The organism is Pseudomonas sp. PDM09 (assembly GCF_014852305.1).
In the GTDB taxonomy this organism is placed as follows: domain Bacteria; phylum Pseudomonadota; class Gammaproteobacteria; order Pseudomonadales; family Pseudomonadaceae; genus Aquipseudomonas.
The window spans coordinates 401524-425649 of the sequence record NZ_JACVBI010000003.1 but is presented as its reverse complement, the minus strand read 5'-3'; the positions used below and the strand labels follow the sequence as shown (position 1 = coordinate 425649).

Below are 24126 nucleotides of genomic sequence, written 5' to 3'. Positions count from 1 at the left end.
ACTGCGGTGAGGGCTTGCCCAGTAAGTTAAGGCGTAATGCGATCTGTAGCAGCTGGCGAAGCCTGCGTTCGACTGCGCAGCAGTCGTGAATCCGGCCAACGCGATTTCCTGGTGCACCGCCGTTTCTGATTTCGCGACTGCTACGCAGCCGAACGCAGGCTTCGCCAGCTGCTACAAAGAATGCGTCGCGGCTTAAATTACCGGCATCAGGGCGTGCTTCCTGCCACAAAAGCCTTTTTACTTTTCCCAATCGGCCTTGGCAATGTGCAGGCCATGCAGCCCTTTATAGGCCGCACGCTCCGGCTGGCTCCAGCCTTCAAGTAACGACTCCTCCAACCGATAAATCTCAACGCCTAACGGGCGACACACACTCAACGGATCCTGCGCATCCGGCCCCCACATGGCCAGGGACAAATCCCCACCCGGGCACGTCGACAACGCACACAGCAAATCAATCTCGGCAAAAAACTCCAGATAATCACCCTTCTGCGCCGGACAAGCTTTCATGAAGTACATGTCGTCGTGGTTCAGACCAGTGCACTGGAAAATGTTCAGCACATCATGCACGTCAAACTCGGTCAGGCCATGGGGTAACACGGCGCGCGTCAAATTCGAGTGGCAGTGATGATGGAAATCCTCGCCCGTGAGCATTTTGTTCACATACGGATCACAGCGCGTCCCCAGCAAGTCATGCAAACGCCCGCCATGTTCGTCGATGCCGTACCCGGCCAGGCTATCGTCGGTGATGGTCACCAGCGGCCGCAAAAATGGCAGGTTCGACCAGAGCCGGTCATGGGTGCTGACATGCGCCCCCTGCAACTGCCGGGTTCGCGCCGCCCATAAGCGTTCGCGCGGGTCATGGGCATTCCAGACATTGAAGTCCCCGACTTGCGGGCCAACCGGGGTCGTGACCCTGAACACATGCCCGGCGGGTACATTCCAGGCGCGGCCAGTGCGGATCGGCACTTCGAACTGTTCGATCAGCGTGCGCCCCTCTTTCTTGTCCCGGACTCTCTCGTAGAAAGCCGTGTCCACCTGCAAGGCCGAGCCTTTGCTGACTTGATAGGCCGCCGGATAGTCTTTGTACATGGCACAAATCCTCGATCAGTGATGGGAAGAAGGGGCAAGCATCTGCAACAGGAGGTGTTCGGAGTCGTCGAGATAAAGGCTCATGGCGTCCCCGGCCGCGGGTTTGTCGCCGTCGGCCAGCAAGTCATGTATCTGCCGGTCACGCGCCAGCCAAGGCGCCTGAAAACGTGATTCATCGGGAGCGGTGCAAAACACCAGGCGCAGTTGCGCGACGACATTGGTGAAGAACTCATCAAACAATGGACTGCGCAGCAATCCGACGATGTGTTGATGAAACGCCAGGCTGTGGGTGCCGACGGCGCGCCAGTCCTCACGCTCCCGGGCCAGGTCGGCGGCCTCCAGGGCTTCGAGCATCCGGTCGGACTGATATTCACGCAATGGCTGACTGGCGCTGATGGCTTGCAGCTCCAGGGTGCGACGGACCTTGAACAGATCGCGCACATCGTCCGCGCCCAACCGGCGCACCATCACGCCTTTGTTGCGGACATAACGGGTCAACCCTTCCTGCCCCAAACGGTGCAACGCCTCGCGAATTGTGTTTCGCGAGGCGTTGTAAGCCGACACCAGATCGTTCTCCACCAATGCCATGCCCGGCAGCAAACGACCGCCGATGATGTCAGCGCGCAACTCCAATGTGATGTGGTCCGCCAGGGACAGTCCGCTGCTCATACTCAATGCCTCGTGATTGTTCAACAATCGTCAGCGAATGAGTAATCACTATTCGTGCCATCTACCTTGAACTAGTCCTCCCAGTATTTGAACAACACACTGGCGTTCACGCCACCAAATCCGAAGCCGTTGGATAACGCGTAATCGATGGTCATTGGCCGCGCCTGACCGTGAACGATGTCCACACCTTGCGCCGCCGGATCCGGGTTATCGAAGTTGAGCGTGGCCGGCACCACCTGATCGCGGAGCGCCAACAGCGTAAAGATCGCCTCGATCCCGCCAGCAGCGCCGAGCAAATGCCCGGTGGCCGATTTGGTCGACGTCACCGCTATCTTGTTGTCCGAGCCGAACAACGACTTGATGGCCGCCAACTCCCCCAAATCCCCCACCGGGGTCGAGGTCGCATGAGCGTTGAGATGCTGCACCTGCGCCGGCGAAATGCCCGCCTGGGCCAACGCCAGCGACATCGCCCGACGCGCACCGCTGCCATCTTCAGGCCCCGCGGTCAGATGATAGGCATCGGCACTGGTGCCGTAACCGACCAGCTCAGCCAACGGCTGAGCGCCGCGCGCCAAGGCATGTTCCAGGGATTCGATCACCAGCAGGCCCGAGCCCTCGCCCATCACAAAACCGTCACGACCACTGTCGAACGGCCGCGAGGCGCGCTCCGGAGTGTCGTTGTAACCGCTGGACAACGCCCGAGCCGCCGCGAACCCGGCAAGGCTGACACGATCGATCGCCGCTTCCGCCCCGCCGCACACTGCAATGTCCGCCTCGCCACATCGAATCAGCCGCGCCGCGTCACCAATCGCCTGAACCCCGGCCGCGCACGCCGTTACCGGAGCGCCCAAAGGGCCCTTGAAACCATGCGCGATCGACACATGGCCCGCCGCGAGGTTGACCAGAAACGACGGAATGGTGAACGGCGACAAACGTCGCGGGCCACGGCTATCGGTAGTACGCACCGCATCGGCAATCGCGCCGAAACCACCCACGCCCGAGCCAATAATCGTGGCAGTGCGCTCCTGGGCGTTGACGTCCTGCGGATGCCAACCGGCCTGCTCCAGTGCCTGACGCGCCGCCTCCATGGCAAACATAATGAAGCGGTCCATCTTCTTCTGCTCTTTGGGCGGCGTCGCCCGGTCCGGATCGAAACCCGCCTCGGGATCTTCCGCCAGCGTCTGCACCGCGCCACCGACCTTGGCCGGCAGATCGGCAACCACCTCGTCCGGCAACGCCCGCAACCCGGAACGCCCGGCCAACAAACGTGCCCAAACCGCTTCGACGCCACTACCCAACGGCGACACCAGGCCCATACCCGTGACCACAACTCGACGATTATTCATAACGCAAATACCTCAAGCCGATTCATGGCGCCTCACTTGTAACGCGTGGCGGCCGTGCTTCTGGACAGATTCGGCGCCATCGCATGACGCGCCGCCATAAAGGCCTCCCACTCGGAGGCATTCGGTAACGAAGGAATGGTGATCAACTCACCCTGGTCCAGACCCGACAATGCCGCGTCGACCATCTCCCCCGCTTCCATGATCATGTCCGCCGGAATCTGGGACGCATCGATACCGGAGCGTTCCAAAATCTCGGTGCGTGTTACCCCCGGCAACACCGCTTGAACCTGAACCCCGGTGCCCTGCAGTTCGGCGTTCAACGACTGAGTCAGGCTCAACACATAAGCCTTGCTCGCGCTGTACGTCGCATTGAACCGCTCCGGGAACAACGCCACCACCGAGGCAATATTGATGATCGTCCCGCGACCGGCCTTGGAAAAACCCGCCGCCGCTGCCGAGGCCAACCGCGTCACCGTGGTGACGTTCAGCTGAATCAAACGTTCCAGCTCATCCAGATCCGCGTTGGCCAACAAACCATCCGCCGCGACACCGGCGTTATTCAGCAACAGGCTGATACTCGAATCGCTGCGCAGACGCTGTTCAAGCTTCAACACATCATCCTTTTGCGTCAGATCCGCCTTCAGCACCTCCACCTGAACACCATGCGCGGCCCGCAACTTGCTCGCCGCAGCCTCCAGCCGTTCCTGATCACGAGCCACCAGCAACAAATCAAAACCACGCGCCGCCAACCGCTCCGCGTAAACCGCACCGATGCCGGAAGAAGCACCGGTGACGAGGGCCGTACCTAGGTTCTGGACAGAATTCATGACGGTGCTCCAAAGAGGATTGCGTGAGAGAAAGGCCTGCGCCTGAACACCAGTGCGCATCAGCGAACCGAAGATATTATAGGCATAATCAAATCACCATATGATAGCCGTAATTTTTCCCGTCCCGATGAAAGGCGCCAGATCGCCCTCTTCGGTGCTATGCATTCAGTAATATGCAAAAAGGCCGGTCAATGACCGGCCTCTTGGTGTGGATCTACAAGCTTAGTTCACTTCCAGCTTCTCGCGATTCTTGTCCAGAATGGCCTTGCCAATCCCCTTCACTTCCAGCAATTCGTCGACCGACGAAAACGGCCCATTACTCTCACGATACGCAACAATCGCCTTGGCCTTCGCCTCACCAATCCCGGACAACTCGCGCTGCAGGGTCGGCGCATCGGCGCCATTGAGATCGACCTTGGCGGTTTGAGCCTTGGCGGCAGCATCCAGCATCAAGGGTGCCTTGGCAGCCTCTGGCGCAGTCGTCGGCGCAGCGATGGCCGCAATAGAGGCGCTGGTGAGCAGGGCAAAAACCAGAGAGTAGAAATAGCCAGTACGCATAAATGAAGCTCCATGACATCGATTGAGAAAGCAGCTTTTCCGAAGCTGCCTTCCAAACTTAGGCGATGTGGTGGAGCTGTCAAAAATGTGTCCGTTACAGGATGTGAAACAATCAGGGCTCGAGACGGCGTTGCTGATGAATCCAGTCGACAATCTCCCCGTCGGGGGTATAGCCGCTGACCGTTTCGCGCAGGAGTTGGCGTACGCGGGAATAATCGTCCTGCTCGACAGCCAGCAACAGTTCAGTCAAACGCCCCTTGAGCACATCCCAAGGCAGATGATCTTCATTGGCGGTCATGATCATCGGATGTGGCGTCGCCGCGACGTTATCCCCGATCAGCAACTCTTCGTAGAGCTTCTCTCCCGGACGCAGGCCCGTGAACTCGATCGAAATATCGCCCTGGGGATTTCGCTCGGAACGGATGCTCAAACCAGACAGATGAATCATCTTCTCCGCCAGCTCGACAATTCTCACCGGCTCGCCCATATCCAGCACAAACACATCACCGCCCTGCCCCATGGAACCGGCCTGAATCACCAGTTGCGCGGCTTCGGGGATGGTCATGAAGTAGCGGGTGATTTTCGGGTGCGTGACCGTCAAAGGCCCACCCGACTTGATCTGGCTGTGGAACAACGGAATCACCGAACCGGACGACCCCAACACATTGCCAAAACGAACCATGGTGAAACGGGTTTTATTGACCCGGGATACATTGGCTTTATCGCCAAATAGCACCGGAGCAATTTCACGACTGAGGGCCTGAAGGGTCAACTCCGCCAGACGCTTGGTGCTGCCCATGATGTTGGTCGGACGCACGGCTTTATCGGTGGAGATCAACACAAAGTTGGCCACACCTGACTGCAACGCAGCCTGAGCAGTGTTCAACGTGCCAATGACATTATTGAGCACGCCTTCGGCAATGTTGTGCTCGACCATCGGCACATGTTTATAAGCCGCCGCGTGATAAACGGTATCCACGCGCCAGGTCTTCATCACATCGAGCAGTTTGTGCGGATGACGGATGGAACCCAGGATAGGCAGTAACTTGACCGACACCGACTCACGGCAGCCGCGCTGCTCCAATTCCGACAGGATGCTGTAGAGATTGAACTCACTGTGCTCAAACAGTAAAAGCGTGGTCGGGCCAAGGGAGAAAATCTGCCGGCACAGCTCTGAACCGATCGATCCGCCTGCGCCAGTGACCATCACTGTCTTGCCTTTGATACAGCGCTCGAGCAAATCGGCTTGGGCTGGCACGGCATCGCGGCCAAGCAAATCGGCGATATCCACTTCCTGAATGTCTTCAACCTTGACCCGACCGCTGGCCAGATCGGTGAAGTTCGGGACGCTTCGTACGTGAAGCGGATAACCTTCCAGCAGATTGAGAATTTCCCGGCGTCGGGCGCGGGTGGATGACGGTAGGGCCAGGAGGATTTCCTGGGCGCCGGTGACGTCGATCATCTGCTGGATGTGTTTGGGTTTGTAGACCTGGAGGCCTGAGATAGAGCGATCGGCGATGCTGGAGTCATCGTCGATGAACGCCACTGGGCGCATGACTCGGCCCATGCGTAATGCAGCGACCAACTGATTGCCTGCCACGCCTGCGCCGTAGATGGCGACTTTGGTGAGGCCGTCATCACGGCTGGTGAACGGGACGTGCTGGGCGGCGGTGAACCAATCGCCCATGAAGTATTGGCGCATGCATAGGCGTAGGCCGCCGATGATGACCATGCTCAACCACCAGTAGTTGAAGATGATGGAGCGGGGGACGACCGCTTCGTGATTGCTGTACCAGAAAACCACGAGCGCTAGGATCAAGGCAGAAAGACTGACAGCCTTGATGATCGCGATGAGCGCATCGTTACCGAAATAGCGCATCACGGCACGGTACATACCGAAACGTATGAAAAGAGGAACGGCGATGACGGGAGCGCAAGCGAAAAGCCAGAAATGAATCCGCAGCGGGTTGTACATATCGTCAATCCCGAGGCGAACGATGAACGCCAGCCACAAAGCCATCCAGACCAGAAAAATGTCCGTAGCGACTTGAATGAGGCGCTTCTGCCGTCTCGGTAACCCCAACAAAAACGCTCGTATCTTATCCATAAACCTCAACCGAATGGCCCTGTCCCTGACAACGATGTATTGGCATTTTACGGGAATTCATAGCGTTTGAACCCAAATGTATTGCGCACTACGTTGTATGGACGGGATGTTCCAGTTCACCGGCACGATACTTGATGGCAATCAGCAACAGTGGCACATACGCAATTGCCAGAGCCGCTGCACCATCGAAATCAAAATACACGACCGAAAAAGCCACGGGCAGCAACCAGAACACGTTGATCAACAAGACCCCAAGCGTCACCGGGAGGTGTTTGCCGTAGAGGCGAGAGGCATACTGATAAGCATGACTTCGATGAGCCTCATAAACTTTTTCGCCCCTCAGTAACCGGCGCAATAGCGTGAATGTCGCGTCAACGACGAAGACACCCAGCATGATGTTCCATACCCAGAACCACTTGAAATCAACATTAGCAGCCGCCAGCGCAATAGCACCCAAAATAATGCCCAGGAAACCGCTGCCGGCATCGCCCATGAAAATTCTGGCCGGTGGAAAGTTCCAGATCAGAAAACCGGCAACCGCCAGAGCCAGCAATAGCGGCGCCCCTATCAACCCTGATTGATCATCAAGCGCGTAAAGCAGGCAAGCACCTGCGCAGGCACTCATCGCCTCGACACTGGCGATGCCATCGATACCGTCCATGAAGTTGTAAAGGTTGAGCATCCACACCAGATAGATGGCCGCAATCACGGCGCCGCTCCAGCCCAAGTGAACAGTCATCCCGAACAGGTTGACCGACTCGAAGGCGTTGAACCAGAAAACCATCCAGGCCGCCGCACAGAAATGCCCGGCAAGCCTCCAACGGGCAGCAATATGGCCGTGGTCATCCATAAATCCGATCACAGCCACTACAACACCCGCCACCGCCATCCCGAGAAAGGTGGCAAGGCCTGTCATCGATTGCTGATACAGCAAGCAAAGCCCCAAGAGAAACACGACCACAATCGCAACGCCACCGCCCCTCGGCGTCGCAATTGAGTGCGAACTGCGGGCATTGGGAATATCCATCAGGCTGCGTGCGAGCGCGTATTGACGCAGAAGGGCTGTCAGCACGAACGATGCCACACCCGCGCCAAGGAAAAACCACCAGAAACTCATACTCGACCGGGCTCCGAAAAAAGTCGGCTAATTTGAAACAACGCTGCGCTCAGCCAGCTCCCCCCCCCAAAGAATGCTCTGTTCGGCATCAGCCTGATCAAGCCGGAGCACTCTCTTTTTTTTGGAAGCGACCGGAAAAGGCGCAGGTGTTATTGATCAGTGCCATCGGCACACGATTGCCTTTCGTGAACGGTCAGCCGCTCCTTCAACGACACCCAAGGATAATGCCCCCTCGACAGAACCTCCACACCTTCACATCAAGCACATCGGACCAGACGGCTGTGCAAATCAAGTGCACACCAACTCCTCGAATACACACGGTCGAGCCATTGACAGCATCCGGGCCGAACCGGACCAACCACTCGCACGACGTGGCTTTCACTGCTCATCGCTCCCCGCCTAAATGGGTGGCTGGCTTCATTCGACCGATGCATGCTGGTATGCTATCGCGGGGTCCAGGCAGGCTAATTCGGAATTCCGAAAGAAATGGAGGTACGAGTATGTGTCAAGCAGAAAAGGCGATCACCGGCGAATATTTAGAACAATTAAACTCAACTGCATCATGCGCCAAACTTTCGGAACATGATTATTTTGCGGACATTAATATGCTTTCTTGATACCCGAAGAACATTTAAAACAACGGTATCAATAAAATACTTGGCAGGCCGTCCATATGCAAGGGCGACCTCTTTTTGAGCAATATGCAATCTGGCCTTTCGCCTCGGAATAAAACATTGTGTTCAGCATTTTTTTCAAAGAGCTATTCCAATACAAATTAGTGCTCAAGCAGTTGATTTGGCAACAATTGACAATGCGATACAGAAGAACTGCACTCGGTTTTTTCTGGACGCTGTTGAACCCGCTACTGACCATGGTCGTGACGTCCATCGTATTCTCGATGATCATGAGGTGGCCGCTTAAAACATTCGCAATTTTCCTGTTTTCGGGACTCGTACCCTTCACGTTATTCTCCAACTGCTTGGCGCAAGGCATGCAGGCGTTGCTGAACAACGAGTCATTGATCAAGAAAATCCACATACCGAAACAGATCTTTGTCGTTTCCACCTCGGTCAGTCTGCTGGTCGACGCGGTCTTCAGCACGATCTGCCTGTTCATCATCGCCCTGGCCATCGGCGCTCCTTTTACCGCTTCGCTCTTCATACTGCCCCTGAACTTCCTGCTCCTGTTTGCATTTGCAGTCGGCCTGGGACTGGCCTTGAGCATCGCGACGGTTTCGTTCCGTGACCTGCCCAACATCGTGGGCGTGGTACTGCAAGCCCTTTACTACCTGACGCCGATCATCTACCCGCTCTCCTTCGTCCCCGAGACCTACAGATGGATCTTCGCGCTGAACCCGCTGACCCTGTTCATCGAAATTTTCCGACTGCCTATCTATGAAGGCTCCATCGCCGGACCTGATGTTTATGCAAAGGTTGCGGCACTGGCAATTCTCAGCGTGCTTTTTGGTATATACACATTCAAAAAGCATGATCGATACATAGTATTCAAGTTGTGATCGATATGAACTCAAGTATCTCGATAAAAGATCTAAATCTAAACTTCCGCCTGTACCACGACAAAGGGCAGTCGCTGAAGGAATTTTTTGCGGGGCTGCTGAAGCGCCGCAATAATAGCAAATACACCGAATTTCGCGCGCTGAAGGACCTCAATCTCGAAATCGTTCATGGCGACCGGATCGGGATCGTGGGTCACAACGGCGCAGGAAAAAGTACGCTGCTGAAAGCCATCTGCGGCATCTATTGCGCAACAGAGGGATCTGTAACGGTCAATGGCCGGATTGCCCCTCTGCTGGAAATTGGAGCTGGCTTCAACCTTGAATTGAGCGGCCGTGAGAACATTTACCTCAACGGCGCGATTCTCGGTTACAGCAAGTCCATGCTCAAAAAGATCGAACCCGAGATCATCGAGTTCACGGGTTTGGCCGAGTTCATTGACACCCCTGTGAAGTATTACTCCACGGGGATGTACATGCGCCTGGCTTTTGCTATTGCCACCGCCGTTCATCCGGACATTCTTATTCTCGATGAACTCTTTGCCGGTGGTGATGCAGAATTCATCGATAAGGCACTGGCACGCATGCATGATTTCATTGATAGCTCTAGTATCATGGTATTCGTATCCCATCAGCCCGACCTGCTGCGCAGGCTGTGCAATAGAGTTATCTGGATCGATCATGGCACCATCATCGAGGATGGTGAGCCAGATGTCGTTATTAACAAATATTTGAATAATCACGTGGGGTGATACTGTGGCAACGCAACTTTTTGTTCCGAACTTCCGAGTCGACGAATGCCTTGAAGGCATCCGCGAATGCCTGGAAAAAGGCTGGACCGGCCTTGGCTTCAAGACTGTCGAATTCGAAGAGTCCTGGAAAGCATACACAGGCCTGCCACATGCGCACTTCCTGAGCTCCAACACTGTTGGTCTGCATCTGGCATTCCACATGATGAAGACGAAGTATGGCTGGAGCGACGATGCCGAAGTCATCACTACGCCACTGACCTTTGTGTCGACCAACCATGCCATTGCCCAGGCGGAACTCACCCCGGTGTTCGCCGATGTCGACGAGTACCTCTGTCTTGATCCGGTCGATGTAGAGCGCAAGATCACCGAGAAGACCAAAGCGATCATCTTCGTCGGCCTCGGCGGTAACGTTGGCCAGTACGAAAAAGTGCTCAAGCTCTGCAAGGATCGCGACATCAAGGTCGTTCTGGACGCCGCTCACATGGCGGGCACCCGCGTTGATGGCAAGCACGTTGGCCACGACGCAGACGTAACCGTATTCAGCTTCCAGGCAGTAAAAAACCTGGCGACAGCCGACTCCGGCATGATCTGCTTCCGCGACAAAGAGGACGACGAGCGTGCGCGCAAGCTGGCGTGGCTCGGGATCAACAAAGACACATTTGCACGCACCGCCAGCCAGGGTGCCTACAAATGGAAGTACGACGTGGAAGAGCTGGGCTTCAAGTATCACGGCAACTCCATCATGGCCGCCATCGGCCTGGTCTCGCTGAAGTACCTTGACCGTGACAACGCCTATCGCCGCCAGCTGGCCGACTGGTACTTGGAGTGCCTGAACGGCGACGAACTGATCGATCCGGTCCTGGTTTCGCCAGGCTGTGAATCGTCTCGTCACCTGTTCCAGATTCGTGTTGCAAAACGCGATGAAGTACTGATGGCTCTGAACGAACACGAGATCTACCCAGGCGTGCACTATCGCGACAATACCGAATACCGCCTGTACAGCTCGGGCGCCGGCAAATGCCCGGCCGCACACAAAGCCAGCAATGAGCTGATCTCTCTGCCAATGCACATGGGCGTCACCAAGAAGGATGTAGAGTTCATCGTAGAGACTCTGAAGAAAGTAGTCAGAACGGGTCTCTGACCATGAATCTCCGATGCAAATATTCAGCCGGTTACCGCATCGCGGTAACCGGATCAACCGGATATGTCGGAAGCAAATTTCTGGAGTCTTTCGAGACTCCAGACTTTGTTGAGACTGACTTCACTCAACTTCCAGCTGACTCATTGATTGTTCATCTTGCAGCAAACATGAACAATACAAGCAGCGCACTTTCTGAAAACACCCTCATAGACACGCTGGTGCTGGAACAGGTCAACGAAAAACATCGCGGCCTGATCTACGCCTCCACCAACAACGTCTATCCCTACGCCTTGAACTGCCGCACTGGCGATAAGCTGCGCTGCAACGATTACTACTCCGCATCCAAGGTTTTCGGCGAAAAACTGTTCGAAGACCTGATCAGAGTTCCTTTTGTCTCGGTGAGGATTGCCGATGTCTTTGGCGTAGGCCAGAAACACGGAAACTTCTTCAAAGCGATCGAGCAAGGCATCCGTCAGAAGACCAATATCGCTCAATACGGCGCAGGCCTCAAAAGACGTACGTATATCCACATCACCGAGCTTGTCCAGTTACTCAAATGGATTGCGACAGACGGGTTTGATCTGGCAGCGACAACACGAATTCTGAACACGGGTTACCCTGACTCTGCCAGCATTGCTGAAATCGTAGCATTGGCAGCCGGGCTCACCGGATTGGAAGTCGTCAACAAACACATAGAAAATGATCTGTCGGCTTTTGATGTCAGAACCATGCAGCCGACAATCCTGCCAGGCTATGCCCCTCAGTGGAGCTCTTTCAAAAGTGCTTTCACTGGCTATGTCGAAGAAATCAAATTACAGGTTTAACATAGAACATGAATATTCTTATTACCGGTGCGGGCTCTGTAATGGGACAGAGCATTTATAAAGCCTTGGCATTTCACGATTTCGGCGAGCCTCTGAACATTCACTTCGCCAATAGTGAAGAGCTGGGTGCCGGGCGCTTTTTTTCCCTACCCTCAGCACCTGTAGTCAAGACACCTATATTTCCTCTGGCAGCCTCCCCTGAGTATCACAGCCACCTGCGAAACTATGTAAAAGAGAACGACATTCAAATCGTGTTCTCCGGCACCCAGCACGAGCTGACAGCTGTAGCCGCGTACCGCGATGAAACATTGCGCGCCGCCACCCTCTCCTCAAGTATTACTGACATCTGCATGGACAAGGTTTCCACGTCATCGGTACTGAGTCGACATGGCATCAGAGTTCCAAAGACCAGCTCGCTCGATGAGTACCTGGAATCCAGCGACATCGCCGGTCCCATCGTAATCAAGCCGAACCATAGTTCCTCTTCTCGGAGCATCTATAAGGTTTCCGGCCTCGCTGAAGCCAAGAAGCTGATCGCGGAAGAAAACATCAAAGTCGAATCCTTCCTCGTTCAAGAGCTGTTGACAGGCGAGGAATACACTTGCGGTTGCTACGTTGACCGTTACACCAAAGAAATCAACCATATCATTTTCAAAAGAACACTAACTCCGGACGGCGCCACCTCCTATGGTGAAATCGTCGTGGACGAAAGCATTTCCTCTTATCTTAATGATATCGGTAATGCACTGATCGAAGAAGGTCTGGATTTTGGCCACTTCAACGTTCAGTTGATCCAGACCGAAACCGGTCCTGTTCTGTTTGAAATCAATGGTCGTTTGAGTTCAACCGAAGCCTCCAAGGCACACTACGGTTACAACTCGTGCGCAGCCTTTGTATACAACGTTGTCAAACAAGAACGCTTCAACGGCTGGAACATTGCAAAGTCTGGCCGATTCCTGCGTTACTACGAAGAGCTGTACTTCGAATAATGAGCAGCCTCCGATTGCGGTTACCTTATCGTGGAGAGCCCGTGTACATCATTGCCGATGTACACTCCAACCTCCCCGCCCTGCAAGCGGTGTTGAAATCAATACCGCCCTCGGCGGAGATCGTCTGCGCTGGCGATCTCCTAGGCTATTACACCGAGCCGAACGAGGTTTGCCAGTTACTGCGAGAACGCAAAGTACATTGCATAAAAGGCAATCATGACAAGTATGTACTGGGTGAGCTCAGTTACTCCGATAGTCGTGAGTCGAAGTACAGGATACAAAGCACACGAAAATCGTTGACCGATGAGAATCTGGAGTGGCTTTCGTCACTCCCGGACACGATAGAATTGCGCTTTTCCACCGATGAAAAAAGTACGCCTGTCGATACAGCCCTCTATGTGGCGCACGGAAGCCCACATAACGCTGAAGAATACATCTATAAGGACACGGAGATAGGTTTTGCCTGGCCCGACGCAATGGACTACCTGGTGCTTGGACACACGCACCATCCAATGCAACGACCAGCCGGAACCGGAATCATCGTCAACCCGGGCTCTGTTGGCCAAGCCAGGGACAGAATTCCCGGAGCGTGTTATGCGTCCATCGATGCGCACTCAAGAACTGTAGAGTTCTTCAGAGCGAACTATGATATCGAAGCATATAAAAACAGACTTCGAGAAGCTGGCATCCAAGAGGCCATGATCGAAATCCTGTCAAGAACCGCATAGCTACTTAGCGTCTTCCCATCTCAATACGGCTGGCCGAGGAGGAAATTCACCCTTCCCGGCCAAATCTGTCATGCAAATCGTGCCCGACTCCGAGCAGACACTGTCCTATGAGCAGAAAGTCAAGGACGAGAAACCAACGTATGCGATCCATCCATCTCGACCAAGGCGGCCAAGCCGTCAATGGATTTTCGGAAGTCCAGGGATTTGGGGTATAGATAGACTTTTTCGACTTTGGCGTCAGGTCGCATCATGAGGGGCTGGCTCCAGAAAGAAATCGGGAGCACAGCATTGAACATCAAATTCCGGCTTAGAATGTGGAGTTCATGGAGCGGTTACGAACTACCATAAATATAACCACTAATATTTGATATGACTTTCAGCGATTACACGTAGATTACGATGCAAGCCGCCTACCTTACACCCCCGGATGACTGGATACCCTATAGATAGCCGTCCCTTTGATGACGCTCATTTCATCTTGCCAGTGACGCCCGCTATTCCATCCCGCGCACCACGAAGCATCATCTTAACGCACGCAATTCGATCCGAAGAAAAAATGCCGAAAAAAACCAGCGCTCTCAGGCATCTTGCAAAGTCGGCCATCTTCCAGCGTAACGGCATATAAGCTCTTTGCTGAAGGAGCACACTGTTGCGAAACATATAGTAATAACGAAAAGGCGAGTGATACGGAACGGTGCGCCAACGAAGAAACCAGAATCTGGTTCTGCGATCGCCCAAAGAATGCAGCATGATCGCGTCGTTTACGCCAAACAGCTTGAATCCCTTGGATTTCGCGCGCAAGCACCATTCAGTATCGACATGATCGATAAACAGGCTTGCATCCACACCTCCGATCTTGGCGATGGCCGAAAGAGGAATCAGCGATCCGGAAGAAATCAGAAAGTCTGCTTCGACGATCCTGCTGCCAGGAGCACAGTCTATCCGAGAGAATCCGAAATACCCGATACGTACAAAACTGGATAATCTGCCGCCGTCGAAGTCTTTATAACTTGGCGCAACGGCTGCCAAAGGAACACCGGACGACTCCAGCTCCGTCGCCGCCGAAAGCAACTTCACAACCATATCTTTCTCAGGGCAGCTATCTTGATCAAATAGAACAACATAGGCCGCGCCCGAAGTCCTGGCGTATTCAATACCAACGTTCTGAGCATGACCGATACCCAGATTTTCGCCGAGGCTGAGGACAACCGGTTTATTTTCAATATTTAGTCCGCTGGCAAAAAGATCCATCGAGACCGGCGAACCATTGTCCACAATAACGATGCTACCGACCTGCTCACTCAAAGACTCGGTCAACTTCCTCAAATTACCCAGATCCGGATAGAAGGTAATGATGACTGCGCATACAGATGGGACTTGATTTTCCATATAAAACTCGATTACTCATGCCCATTTATATAATTACGAAACATCAGACTACTCGACCTCAACCCTTGTACTTCCCATTCAACGCAAACGTCGCCGCACCGCGGCAAGAATAGATGAAATCCCGCCCGACGCATAAAGACGACGCAAACGGAAGAGAAAACCCGTTGACTGCTTCGCGCTCACGTAGTGCGATCGAACCAGTGATCGGTCAGGTGCAACAACCATCGTTTCAAGTTTTTCAAGCAAAGGATCTACCACGGAACTCCAGCGAAAATCCTTCGAATAGTTCTGGACGCTTTCCCGATACGTCTTATGCTGATCTTTATCGGTCATCATGACCGTTATAGCTTGAACCCAGCCCTCAAGATCTTCAAACCCTACGGATATGCCGGTTCCCGCGGGAATCAAAGAGTCACCAAACACATCGCCTTGCGTTGCGATGATGGGCAAGTCACACCATAAATAATCCAGCATGCGAGTTCGAAATGAGAAACGCGTCTCGGGATTATCAAAGTGAGAGCTTATACCGGCATCTGCATCAAGCAGAAAATTATGGCGGTCGTCATAGTCCACCCAGCCAAAGTTGAAGTGGACAAACTTGTCGATCAACCCAAGCTCGGTAGCCAGATCGACCGCACGAGCACACATATCATGCTGGGTGATACTGGCGTTCGGATGCTTGACCCCAATGAACACGAGATGCACTCGCGCCCCTTCCGAAATCAGGCGATGAACGGCCTTGATAGGCGTTAATGGGTCAAACCATTGATACAACCCGCCTCCCCACACGAGGACAAAATCATCCTCGGGAATATCAAAGGTTGAACGTATCGCCCGCCTGGTCGGCTCCGGTCGCTGCGATGCCAATCCAAATGGCAGCAGCGATATCAGATCGGATACATCTGCACGACTCGCTTGCGGCCAGCGATAGGCATTGATTCGCCCCGCCAGTGTCAATGCACCCAGCCAGAATTCGCGCTGTTTTTCACTGGCACACAGGAAATGATCCCCATACACAAGTTGCTCATGCAGCACATCGCATAAAAAATTACTGGTTATACCTCTTGTATCAAGGCTTACACCTTCAGATGCCTGGTGATATTCAAGCGGAATCGGACAATAAAGATCCACCACCAGGCAACCTTTTGACTCCTTCAAAAAAGGATGGGACCTTAAAGCATCACCTTGAACAATCAGAAAATCCGCGCTCTCTGCAGCCGACTTGAAACCCAGGTCGGAGAACATCTTTGTTTTAAACAACACACCAGCCAGCTGCTCAACTTTCGGCGCATAGACTTCAACATCAAAATTTAGCGAAAGAACTTTTGCTATTTCCACACACCTGATCGCCGGCCCGGCCATTTTCAGCCCGATGACATCATTGCAGACAATCAAAACATTCTTTTTTCTCACATTACGCCCGCCTTTAGAAAGTACAAACCGGCAGCAACCAGCGCAACAAAAGCAAAGGCTTCGATCATTCTTTTAACAGAAGCTCTTTTCAAAATCGACCTTAGCTTTTCCTTCAAGACAAATCCATATATCGAAGTCGCCGTAGCTCCCTCCATTCTCTTTGCGACTCGTGACATGCCACTCAAGTGGAAATGCTTCACATAGTTGAATCTGATCCTAGAAGACATCAAGCGCTCAGAATCATGAGAAATCCTGCCGAGCGCCTCCCTCCAGGCGGGAACTATCGATTCATGCGAATGATTCAATTCGACATACTTGAAGGATTCTTCCTTTATCGTTTCACGCAATTGAGGATTATCAACTAGGCGTTTGATAGCCTCTACCCAATCGGCGACATTGTTATCAACCAGCAGACCGGAGCGCTCCGACACCACGCACTCGACATAGGGAGTCGTATTGCTGTAGATACCGGATATTCCGCACCCGCCGTACTCCCTGAATTTGTTGTTCGTTTTGGAAGAGTTGAATTGGCTTTCCATCAACGGCGCCAGCCCGACACTCCAGTTTCGCTTCATTTTAAACTCAAGGAATTTAGAATAGTCCGAAAACCCGGGAAACCACTGCACGTTATTCAAACTGCGTAACTCGTCGGAAACGCCACCAATGAACTCAAAACGTATTTCAGGCCGTTCTTTTCCCAACCGTTCAACTACCCCCTGAAGCAGGGAAAACTCTTCTTCCTTATAGCCACCGGCATATCCGACTACTGCGTCTCTCGCAGGCCTTACCGCAACATTCTGTGCGATTTTACGGATCAGGGAAGTGTCAAAAGGAACAGGCAACAACTCACACTTGACGTCAGGAAATCTGCGATTGATAAACTCGGCAAATGTTTTATTGTGCGTAATTACGAAACTGGCATTTTCAACAAAAGCGTCGAGCGACAGGACGACTTCCGCCGATTTGTAATAACGTGCCAGCTCTCCTGTACCCGTGATTTTCCAGAAATTGTCATCTAGGTAGAAGGCATAGGGAATGTCATGTTCACGCAAGTACATCGGCAACCAGTCGTACTTCGGATCACAAGACCGACAGAATATGTTGACGCCGCTAACGAGGGACGACCAACCGACCGTGCTCAGCAAGCGGGTATCGCAGTTACCTTCACTACTCACGTCATTCAGCAGGCGCGATACAATCCTCGCGGTCGAAATATCACCTTCGATCCAGAAATTTATTTTGCTGAATGACATAAATAATCCATAGTAGTAAAAATAGTCTAGCTCGTTAATTTGAAGCATTCCGCCGTACAACCGCAAAATCCAATCAAAGTGTTACATTTAAAACATTCAAATCACAAAACAGTGTTACATCGATAAAGAGTAATTCAGCCAGTGCAACCAAACAGTGAGTATCCAGCATTCTCAAGACTTCAGGCACGGTGCTTGACCAACGTTTCCTGATAGTGAATTGCAGTCTGACGCATGGCTCGATCTGAACTTATCGGTGGAGTCCAACCCAATAACTCATAGTTCTTGGAGATGTCAACCTGCAGAGAGCCGCAGATCCGACTTGCAACCGCTTGCTTGCCGAGCAATGTCGCCACAGACAGTATCAACCACTCTGGCAAGGCAATCAGCCGGGATCGTTTTTCCAAAGCGCTTGCCAAGCGATTCAACAACTGAGGGGTGGACAGGTCCTCGCCATCGCTGACCAGAAATGTCTGATTAGCCGCCGCGGGGTGGTTGATGCAGGTGACGATGAAATCCACCAGGTTGCCGAGCGCAACCAGACTTCGCTGGTTATGGATCGCACCCAACGGCAGCGGAACTTCCTTGTCAAGCCAGCGCAACATACTCAAGAAGTTAGCTTTGACTCCGGGCCCGTAGACCAGTGGCGGACGAATGATCACGACCTCCATGGCAGTCTCGAGTGCCAGCTTTTTCAGGGCTTGCTCAGCCTCGTACTTGGAGACTCCATAGGGGTCTTGCGGAGCGGGCATATCATCCGCGCTGAACGGTTTCCCCGGGAGCGTGCTTTCTCCATTGACCTTGACCGAACTGATGAAAATGAAGCGTCGCACTCCAGCTTCCGCAGCCCGCTTCGCCAGTTGCAAGGTTCCTTCCACGTTGACTTTGCGAAACTCAGCGAGGGCATCCTTGGCAAGTTCATTCATCACATGCACTCGCGCTGCCGTATGAACAACCACATCCACGCCATTCAGAGCAGGCCAGTCAGCCGGGTTATCCAAATCAAAAGATACAACGGGGCACAATCCCTGCAGTTGCGTAACACGACGCGCAGCGGCGATGGGGGCGCATTTTTTATCGAGCAAAAGTCGCATGATCAACCTTTGCCCGACAAACCCGCTTGCGCCGGACACAAGAACTCTGGGCTTTGGCACGATGTTCAAGACTTGCTCCCCAACAATGCGCTAGCCCAACAGATAAAAAAGAAGAAGACCTTGTCCCTTACCCGGCGCCTGCACTGCCAGGCGCTGAAGGAAAGCTTGATCAGTTGCATCCCACGCAAACGACGGCTGACAGCCGATGGCGCCTGTTCTGGTTTCACCAACGCAGCAATGAGTTCAACCTGACTGAACCACCATCCATCGTGAATGGTTTTATAGCGGCTAATCAATGGACGCAGACCCGTATTGGCGCCTACCTGATTACGTTCGTGCTGACGATAATCCATGGATGTCGCCGGATCGATATACCAGCGATAGCCGTTACTGCGTGCGTAGGCGTAGCAATACCAATCATGCAGACTGATACCTTGCAGTTGCTGCCAGTTCGCAAGCATTGAGGCCTTCAACGAGTCGGCCAGAGCGCGATTCATTACGTAAGTACAACCCGGCCCGGCGGCTTCAAACAAATAATCCAGGCCGACCTGTGGCTGCGCCTTGTCCAGAAGGATAGTTTTACCGTCAGGCCAGAATGCTGTGACGTTGCTGGAATACGCGTCAACCCGTTGCTCTGCAATGCTTTGGGTGGCACGAAGCAGCTTGTTCGAATGCCAGATGTCATCCTGATCCGAAAAGGCAATGAAGTCGAAGTTGCCGAAGTCGACATCGCGGATCAGTCTGAAGAAGTTGCGCGATGCGCCGCCAAAACGCCCGGAATCCGGGAGGACTACCACACTGGGATACTCAGCGGCGTATGTCCGGCACAGGACTTCTGTACCATCAGAAGAGGGGTCAATGCTGATGTATACGGTGACATCAATTGCTGATTGATTGAGGATTGAGGAAAGTTGCTCCTCAATCCACCGTACTCCATTGTAGGCAGCCAGTAAAACTGCAACCTTCGGATGTTCTACTGGCATGCCATTCCTGCTTGCACGGATTAAATCTAGGTTTAAAGCAATTCCCTCTCGACTCAGAGGGAGCCCGAAATCAGCAACTTTTGCAGATACTGACCATAGCCGGTTTTCTTCAGTGCTTCAGCTTGAGCACTCAACTGCTCGGCAGAAATCCAACCGTTGTGGTACGCGATCTCCTCCAGACATGCCACTTTCAGCCCCTGACGGTGTTCAATGGTATGCACAAAATGGCTTGCTTCAAGCAATGAGTCGTGGGTACCGGTGTCCAGCCACGCAAAACCGCGACCGAGCATCTCGACATTGAGCGTCTCTTGCTCCAGATAGGCGCGATTGACGTCGGTAATTTCCAGCTCTCCGCGCTCAGAGGGCTTGATGTTCTTGGCGATTTCGACAACCTGATTATCATAGAAGTACAGACCGGTGACTGCGTAACTAGATTTAGGCTTGAGCGGTTTTTCTTCGATGCTCAGTGCGCGCCCCGCGGCATCGAATTCGACCACACCAAAACGCTCAGGGTCGGAGACGTGATAACCAAATACGGTCGCACCATGCTCCTGGCTACTGGCAGAACGCAGGTTGTCTGAGAAGTGCTGGCCGTAGAAAATGTTGTCACCCAGAATCAAGCAGCATGGATCCTTGCCAATGAACTCTTCACCGATGATGAAAGCCTGGGCCAGGCCATCCGGGCTTGGCTGTTCGGCGTAGGTCAACTTAATACCGTACAGGCTGCCGTCACCCAGCAACTTACGGAAGTTAGGAAGATCTTCCGGAGTGGAGATGACCAGGATTTCGCGCATACCCGCAAGCATCAGCACCGACAGAGGATAAAAGATCATCGGTTTGTCGTAGATCGGCAGCATCTGCTTCGAGACACCCAAAGTCAGTGGGTGCAAGCGCGTTCCCGAACCACCAGCCAGAATGATGCCTTTACGATTTGTCTTGATCATTTATTGAGAACTTCCATTAGCATTCGGGTTACGCCACCTTGCCAATCCGGCAAGTTTAGGGAAAAGCTTTCACGCAGCTTTTTAGTATTCAAGCGCGAGTTCAAAGGGCGGCGCGCGGGTGCGGGATAAGCACTGGCCTCGATTGGATTGACCGCCTTGACCACAAGTTGCTCGCCGTGTTTGCGCGCAAACTCGATCACAAGAGACGCATAGCCATGCCAAGACACTTCACCATCGGCAACCAAATGATAGATGCCGGACAATTCCGGACGCTGCTTGACTTGCGCAATAGCGTGGGCGGTCACGTCAGCGATCAATTCGGCACCTGTTGGCGCACCAATCTGGTCGGCAATAACCGCCAGAGTTTCGCGCTCTTTGGCTAGCCGCAACATGGTCTTGGCAAAATTGTTACCGCGACTGGAGTACACCCAGCTAGTGCGAAAAATCAGGTGCTTGCACCCCGATCGCACAATGGCCTGTTCACCGGCGAGCTTGCTGGCTCCATAGTGATTGATCGGGCCGACCGCATCGTCTTCCTGCCACGGAGTATAGCCCTGACCACTAAACACATAATCAGTGGAATAGTGAATCAGCCACGCGTTCAGGGACAGCGCCTCCTGAGCCATGACCTGGCTTGCCTGACCGTTCACAAGGTCAGCCAGCTCCGTCTCAGACTCGGCTTTATCCACGGCGTTGTAAGCGGCAGCATTGACGATGACATCGGGCTTGACCTGACGGATCGTTGCACGCAGTGCATCGAGATCAGACAGGTCGCCACTCAAACCATCGACCGGGTGACGATCCAGGGCGATCAACTCGCCAAGTGGTGCAAGGGAGCGCTGAAGCTCCCAGCCAACCTGGCCGTTTTTTCCCAACAGGAGGATTTTCATGCTTTGTCCGAACGATCCGTGTAGTTCTGGTCAATCCATTGCTGGTAGCTGCCGCTCTTCACGTGAGCTACCCATTCAGTGTTGTTCAGGTACCACTCGACGGTTTTGCGGATACCGGTTTCAAAGGTTTCTTCCGGCGTCCAGCCCAGCTCGCGCTGGATTTTGCTGGCGTCGATGGCATAGCGCTGATCGTGGCCCGGGCGATCCTGAACGTAGGTGATCAGGCTGGCATGGGGGCGATGCGCAGAATCCGGACGCAGTTCGTCGAGCAGTGCGCAAAGTGTATGCACCACTTCGATGTTTTGCTTTTCGTTATGGCCGCCGATGTTGTAGGTCTCGCCGATCACGCCTTCGGTCACGACTTTGTACAGTGCGCGGGCGTGGTCTTCGACGTAGAGCCAGTCACGGACCTGGTTGCCTTTACCGTAGACCGGCAACGGCTTGCCTTCCAGTGCGTTGAGAATGATCAGCGGGATCAACTTCTCTGGGAAATGGCAAGGGCCGTAGTTGTTCGAGCAGTTGGTCACCAACGTCGGCAGACCGTAAGTGCGAGCCCAGGCGCGAACCAGGTGATCGGAACTGGCCTTGCTGGCCGAATATGGCGAGCTTGGCTGATACGGTGTGGTTTCGGTGAAGAGGTCTTCCGGACCTTCGAGGTCTCCGTAGACTTCGTCGGTGGAAATATGGTGGAAGCGGAAGTTGGCTTTACGTGCATCATCCAGCGCTGCCCAATAGTGGCGTGCAGCTTCCAGCAAGGTGTACGTGCCGATGATGTTGGTCTGGATGAATTCAGACGGACCGGAGATCGAGCGGTCAACGTGGGACTCTGCGGCCAGGTGCATGATGGCATCTGGTTGGTGCTCACGCAGAACACGGTCCACTTCATTACGGTCGCAGATGTCGACGCGTTCGAACACGTAACGCGAGTTCTGGCTGACTTCGGCCAGCGACTCAAGGTTACCGGCATAAGTCAGTTTATCGACGTTAACGACAGAGTCGGCAGTGTTGGAGATGATATGACGAATGACTGCCGAGCCGATGAACCCTGCGCCGCCGGTAACTAGAATTTTCACGCGAAACCTTACCCTTAAGTTGCTGACAGGGCCGCCAACCGCGCACTGTCTAATCCATGAATGCAAAAGCCATCAAGTCAGCCGTGGCTTCTGACAGAGTCAGTCTGAACCGATTCGGGAACGCCCTATCGACCAAGCGCAGCATTTTACAGCTTAATGAAGGTTTTACTAATGGATATGGACAAGCCATGACGCAAATTCGACGCGTGTAGCGGGTTTGTCGCAATCAGACAAGGCGCTTGCGTGAAGCTCTGGACGTACGCCCCAGAAACCAGCCGAGAATCGGCCCGATCACCATGCCAATCAGCAGCGCAATCACCATGACCAGCGATACTGGCAACTGCGGGCCCGCCCAGCCCAGGAACAGCAGTGACACGCTTTGCTGGTTCTCAAGTACGAACGCCAGGATCGCGAGAACGAGCAACAGGACAACTATAGCGAGAAGTACGCGCTTGAGATTACGCATCAGCGATTCCTTGAAGTGCAGCAGCTGTCAAAGCCCCTCCTCCTCTTCCTCGTTCACGCGATCACGCAGTTCTTTGCCTGGCTTGAAATGCGGAACGAACTTGCCGTCGAGGCTGACGGACTGACCGGTTTTCGGATTGCGGCCTACGCGCGGTGCGCGATAGTGCAAGGAGAAGCTGCCAAACCCACGGATCTCGATTCGATCACCGGTGGCCAGACATTGGGACATTTGCTCAAGCATGGTCTTGATGGCCAGCTCCACATCCTTGGATGAGAGCAGCCCTTGATGGGTGACAATTCGTTCGATCAACTCCGACTTCGTCATATTTTTCCCTTCTTTTTCAAGCAGCTAGGAAAAGCGCTTCAAAGGTTTTAGCATGCCCGGAGAAATTTGAACAGCCTGAGTTTTGACATATCTTTCCTCGTAATGAGGTGCCCGATTTAAGAACATCGGAACATTGCTCTAACCCGGCATTCATCTACAGATAACCAGCATGGTGCGCGTCAGATAACCCGCGGGATTGAAGCCGAAAGGGAATACATCTTCTTCCTTGGCATCATCGGACCTGACGATGACTTTATAACCTGCGCCTTTGCATTCCTTTGCAGCTCGCTTGTGGCACCTTTCCCATCCGGAGCCCAACCCGGAACAATCGATCTCTATGCCACTGACTCCGCGCACCGCATGAGTCTTGGCGCTTGTGGTACAGCCCGCTAATGTCAGTACTGCTATCACGACAATGAGCTTGTTCATTCGCTTCCTTATGCCGGGCGCAATACCCAGCGGTCGTTCACTTCAGACTAAGCCTAGCCTCGAATAGATGATTGACCTGTATGAAGTTACAGACAACTTGTGTAGATCATTGGTTTCACGAAAGAAAAGCGGCGGTGTCAGCCCTCCTTGGGATTCACCAAATCGCAGACACAAAAAAGGGCGACCGAAGTCGCCCTTTTTTATGGTCTGA

The 24126-nt window shown here is 53.5% G+C and carries 24 protein-coding genes; 6 read left to right on the top strand and 18 right to left on the bottom strand.

Annotated elements, in window-relative coordinates; all coding sequences use genetic code 11:
- Nucleotides 1–237 precede the first annotated feature (237 nt).
- The 7 genes from IB250_RS10615 to IB250_RS10585 form a co-directional block, all read right to left on the bottom strand.
- Nucleotides 238–1089 carry an urea carboxylase-associated family protein gene (locus IB250_RS10615; protein WP_008071670.1) on the bottom strand — a complete coding sequence of 284 codons (852 nt, stop codon included), beginning with the start codon at nucleotides 1087–1089 and terminating at the stop codon, nucleotides 238–240.
- Between the two features lie 15 nt (nucleotides 1090–1104).
- Entirely contained in the window at nucleotides 1105–1758 is a 654-nt protein-coding gene (locus IB250_RS10610) for a GntR family transcriptional regulator (protein WP_192344060.1), read from the bottom strand.
- A 71-nt stretch (nucleotides 1759–1829) separates the two neighbouring features.
- Nucleotides 1830–3104 carry a beta-ketoacyl-ACP synthase II gene (fabF, locus tag IB250_RS10605; RefSeq protein ID WP_192344059.1) on the bottom strand — a complete coding sequence of 425 codons (1275 nt, stop codon included), beginning with the start codon at nucleotides 3102–3104 and terminating at the stop codon, nucleotides 1830–1832.
- A 32-nt stretch (nucleotides 3105–3136) separates the two neighbouring features.
- Complete coding sequence (locus tag IB250_RS10600; protein ID WP_192344058.1) at nucleotides 3137–3931, bottom strand: SDR family NAD(P)-dependent oxidoreductase; 795 nt, start codon at nucleotides 3929–3931, stop codon at nucleotides 3137–3139.
- Nucleotides 3932–4153: 222 nt separating this feature from the next.
- On the bottom strand, nucleotides 4154–4489 hold the full coding sequence (locus IB250_RS10595; protein ID WP_192344057.1) for a ComEA family DNA-binding protein: 336 nt from the start codon (nucleotides 4487–4489) through the stop codon (nucleotides 4154–4156).
- Nucleotides 4490–4601: 112 nt separating this feature from the next.
- The gene (locus IB250_RS10590) at nucleotides 4602–6596 is read right to left on the bottom strand and encodes a polysaccharide biosynthesis protein (protein WP_192344056.1); all 1995 of its coding nucleotides are present in this window, start codon (nucleotides 6594–6596) and stop codon (nucleotides 4602–4604) included.
- 88 nt (nucleotides 6597–6684) lie between these two features.
- Complete coding sequence (locus tag IB250_RS10585; RefSeq protein WP_192344055.1) at nucleotides 6685–7713, bottom strand: MraY family glycosyltransferase; 1029 nt, start codon at nucleotides 7711–7713, stop codon at nucleotides 6685–6687.
- 736 nt (nucleotides 7714–8449) lie between these two features.
- On the opposite strand from IB250_RS10585, the gene IB250_RS10580 reads away from it, so the two are divergent.
- From IB250_RS10580 to IB250_RS10555, 6 genes are read left to right on the top strand one after another with little or no spacing between them, the layout of a single operon-like run.
- Entirely contained in the window at nucleotides 8450–9229 is a 780-nt protein-coding gene (locus tag IB250_RS10580; protein WP_192344054.1) for an ABC transporter permease, read from the top strand.
- 5 nt (nucleotides 9230–9234) lie between these two features.
- Nucleotides 9235–9978 carry an ABC transporter ATP-binding protein gene (locus IB250_RS10575; protein ID WP_192344053.1) on the top strand — a complete coding sequence of 248 codons (744 nt, stop codon included), beginning with the start codon at nucleotides 9235–9237 and terminating at the stop codon, nucleotides 9976–9978.
- A gap of 4 nt (nucleotides 9979–9982) precedes the next feature.
- Entirely contained in the window at nucleotides 9983–11119 is a 1137-nt protein-coding gene (locus tag IB250_RS10570; RefSeq protein ID WP_192344052.1) for a DegT/DnrJ/EryC1/StrS family aminotransferase, read from the top strand.
- A gap of 2 nt (nucleotides 11120–11121) precedes the next feature.
- Complete coding sequence (locus tag IB250_RS10565; protein WP_192344051.1) at nucleotides 11122–11943, top strand: NAD-dependent epimerase/dehydratase family protein; 822 nt, start codon at nucleotides 11122–11124, stop codon at nucleotides 11941–11943.
- An 8-nt stretch (nucleotides 11944–11951) separates the two neighbouring features.
- On the top strand, nucleotides 11952–12932 hold the full coding sequence (locus IB250_RS10560) for an ATP-grasp domain-containing protein (RefSeq protein ID WP_192344050.1): 981 nt from the start codon (nucleotides 11952–11954) through the stop codon (nucleotides 12930–12932).
- 41 nt (nucleotides 12933–12973) lie between these two features.
- The gene (locus IB250_RS10555) at nucleotides 12974–13660 is read left to right on the top strand and encodes a metallophosphoesterase family protein (RefSeq protein ID WP_192344049.1); all 687 of its coding nucleotides are present in this window, start codon (nucleotides 12974–12976) and stop codon (nucleotides 13658–13660) included.
- Nucleotides 13661–14128: 468 nt separating this feature from the next.
- Here IB250_RS10555 and IB250_RS10550 read toward each other — a convergent pair whose 3' ends face one another.
- From IB250_RS10550 to IB250_RS10500, 11 genes are all read right to left on the bottom strand, one after another.
- A complete protein-coding gene (locus tag IB250_RS10550) occupies nucleotides 14129–15049 on the bottom strand; it encodes a glycosyltransferase family 2 protein (protein WP_192344048.1) in 921 nt (306 codons plus the stop codon).
- Between the two features lie 78 nt (nucleotides 15050–15127).
- Nucleotides 15128–16462, bottom strand: a complete 1335-nt coding sequence (locus tag IB250_RS10545; protein WP_192344047.1) for a glycosyltransferase family 4 protein — start codon at nucleotides 16460–16462, stop codon at nucleotides 15128–15130.
- On the bottom strand, nucleotides 16459–17715 hold the full coding sequence (locus IB250_RS10540; RefSeq protein ID WP_192344046.1) for a glycosyltransferase: 1257 nt from the start codon (nucleotides 17713–17715) through the stop codon (nucleotides 16459–16461). Before IB250_RS10540 ends, IB250_RS10545 begins: the two co-directional genes overlap by 4 nt.
- A gap of 179 nt (nucleotides 17716–17894) precedes the next feature.
- Nucleotides 17895–18866, bottom strand: a complete 972-nt coding sequence (locus tag IB250_RS10535) for a UDP-glucose 4-epimerase family protein (RefSeq protein WP_192344148.1) — start codon at nucleotides 18864–18866, stop codon at nucleotides 17895–17897.
- Between the two features lie 5 nt (nucleotides 18867–18871).
- A complete protein-coding gene (locus IB250_RS10530; protein WP_192344045.1) occupies nucleotides 18872–19789 on the bottom strand; it encodes a glycosyltransferase in 918 nt (305 codons plus the stop codon).
- Nucleotides 19790–19842: 53 nt separating this feature from the next.
- The gene (rfbA, locus tag IB250_RS10525) at nucleotides 19843–20733 is read right to left on the bottom strand and encodes a glucose-1-phosphate thymidylyltransferase RfbA (protein WP_192344044.1); all 891 of its coding nucleotides are present in this window, start codon (nucleotides 20731–20733) and stop codon (nucleotides 19843–19845) included.
- The gene (gene rfbD, locus IB250_RS10520; protein ID WP_192344043.1) at nucleotides 20730–21623 is read right to left on the bottom strand and encodes a dTDP-4-dehydrorhamnose reductase; all 894 of its coding nucleotides are present in this window, start codon (nucleotides 21621–21623) and stop codon (nucleotides 20730–20732) included. The genes rfbA and rfbD overlap by 4 nt, the downstream gene beginning before the upstream one ends.
- On the bottom strand, nucleotides 21620–22696 hold the full coding sequence (gene rfbB, locus IB250_RS10515) for a dTDP-glucose 4,6-dehydratase (RefSeq protein WP_192344042.1): 1077 nt from the start codon (nucleotides 22694–22696) through the stop codon (nucleotides 21620–21622). The genes rfbD and rfbB overlap by 4 nt, the downstream gene beginning before the upstream one ends.
- Nucleotides 22697–22922: 226 nt before the next feature.
- Entirely contained in the window at nucleotides 22923–23162 is a 240-nt protein-coding gene (locus tag IB250_RS10510; RefSeq protein WP_192344041.1) for a LapA family protein, read from the bottom strand.
- A gap of 27 nt (nucleotides 23163–23189) precedes the next feature.
- On the bottom strand, nucleotides 23190–23486 hold the full coding sequence (gene ihfB / locus IB250_RS10505; protein ID WP_007899751.1) for an integration host factor subunit beta: 297 nt from the start codon (nucleotides 23484–23486) through the stop codon (nucleotides 23190–23192).
- Nucleotides 23487–23636: 150 nt separating this feature from the next.
- Nucleotides 23637–23915: a hypothetical protein gene (locus tag IB250_RS10500; RefSeq protein ID WP_192344040.1), complete on the bottom strand. Its 279-nt coding sequence runs from the start codon at nucleotides 23913–23915 to the stop codon at nucleotides 23637–23639.
- Nucleotides 23916–24126: the final 211 nt, after the last annotated feature.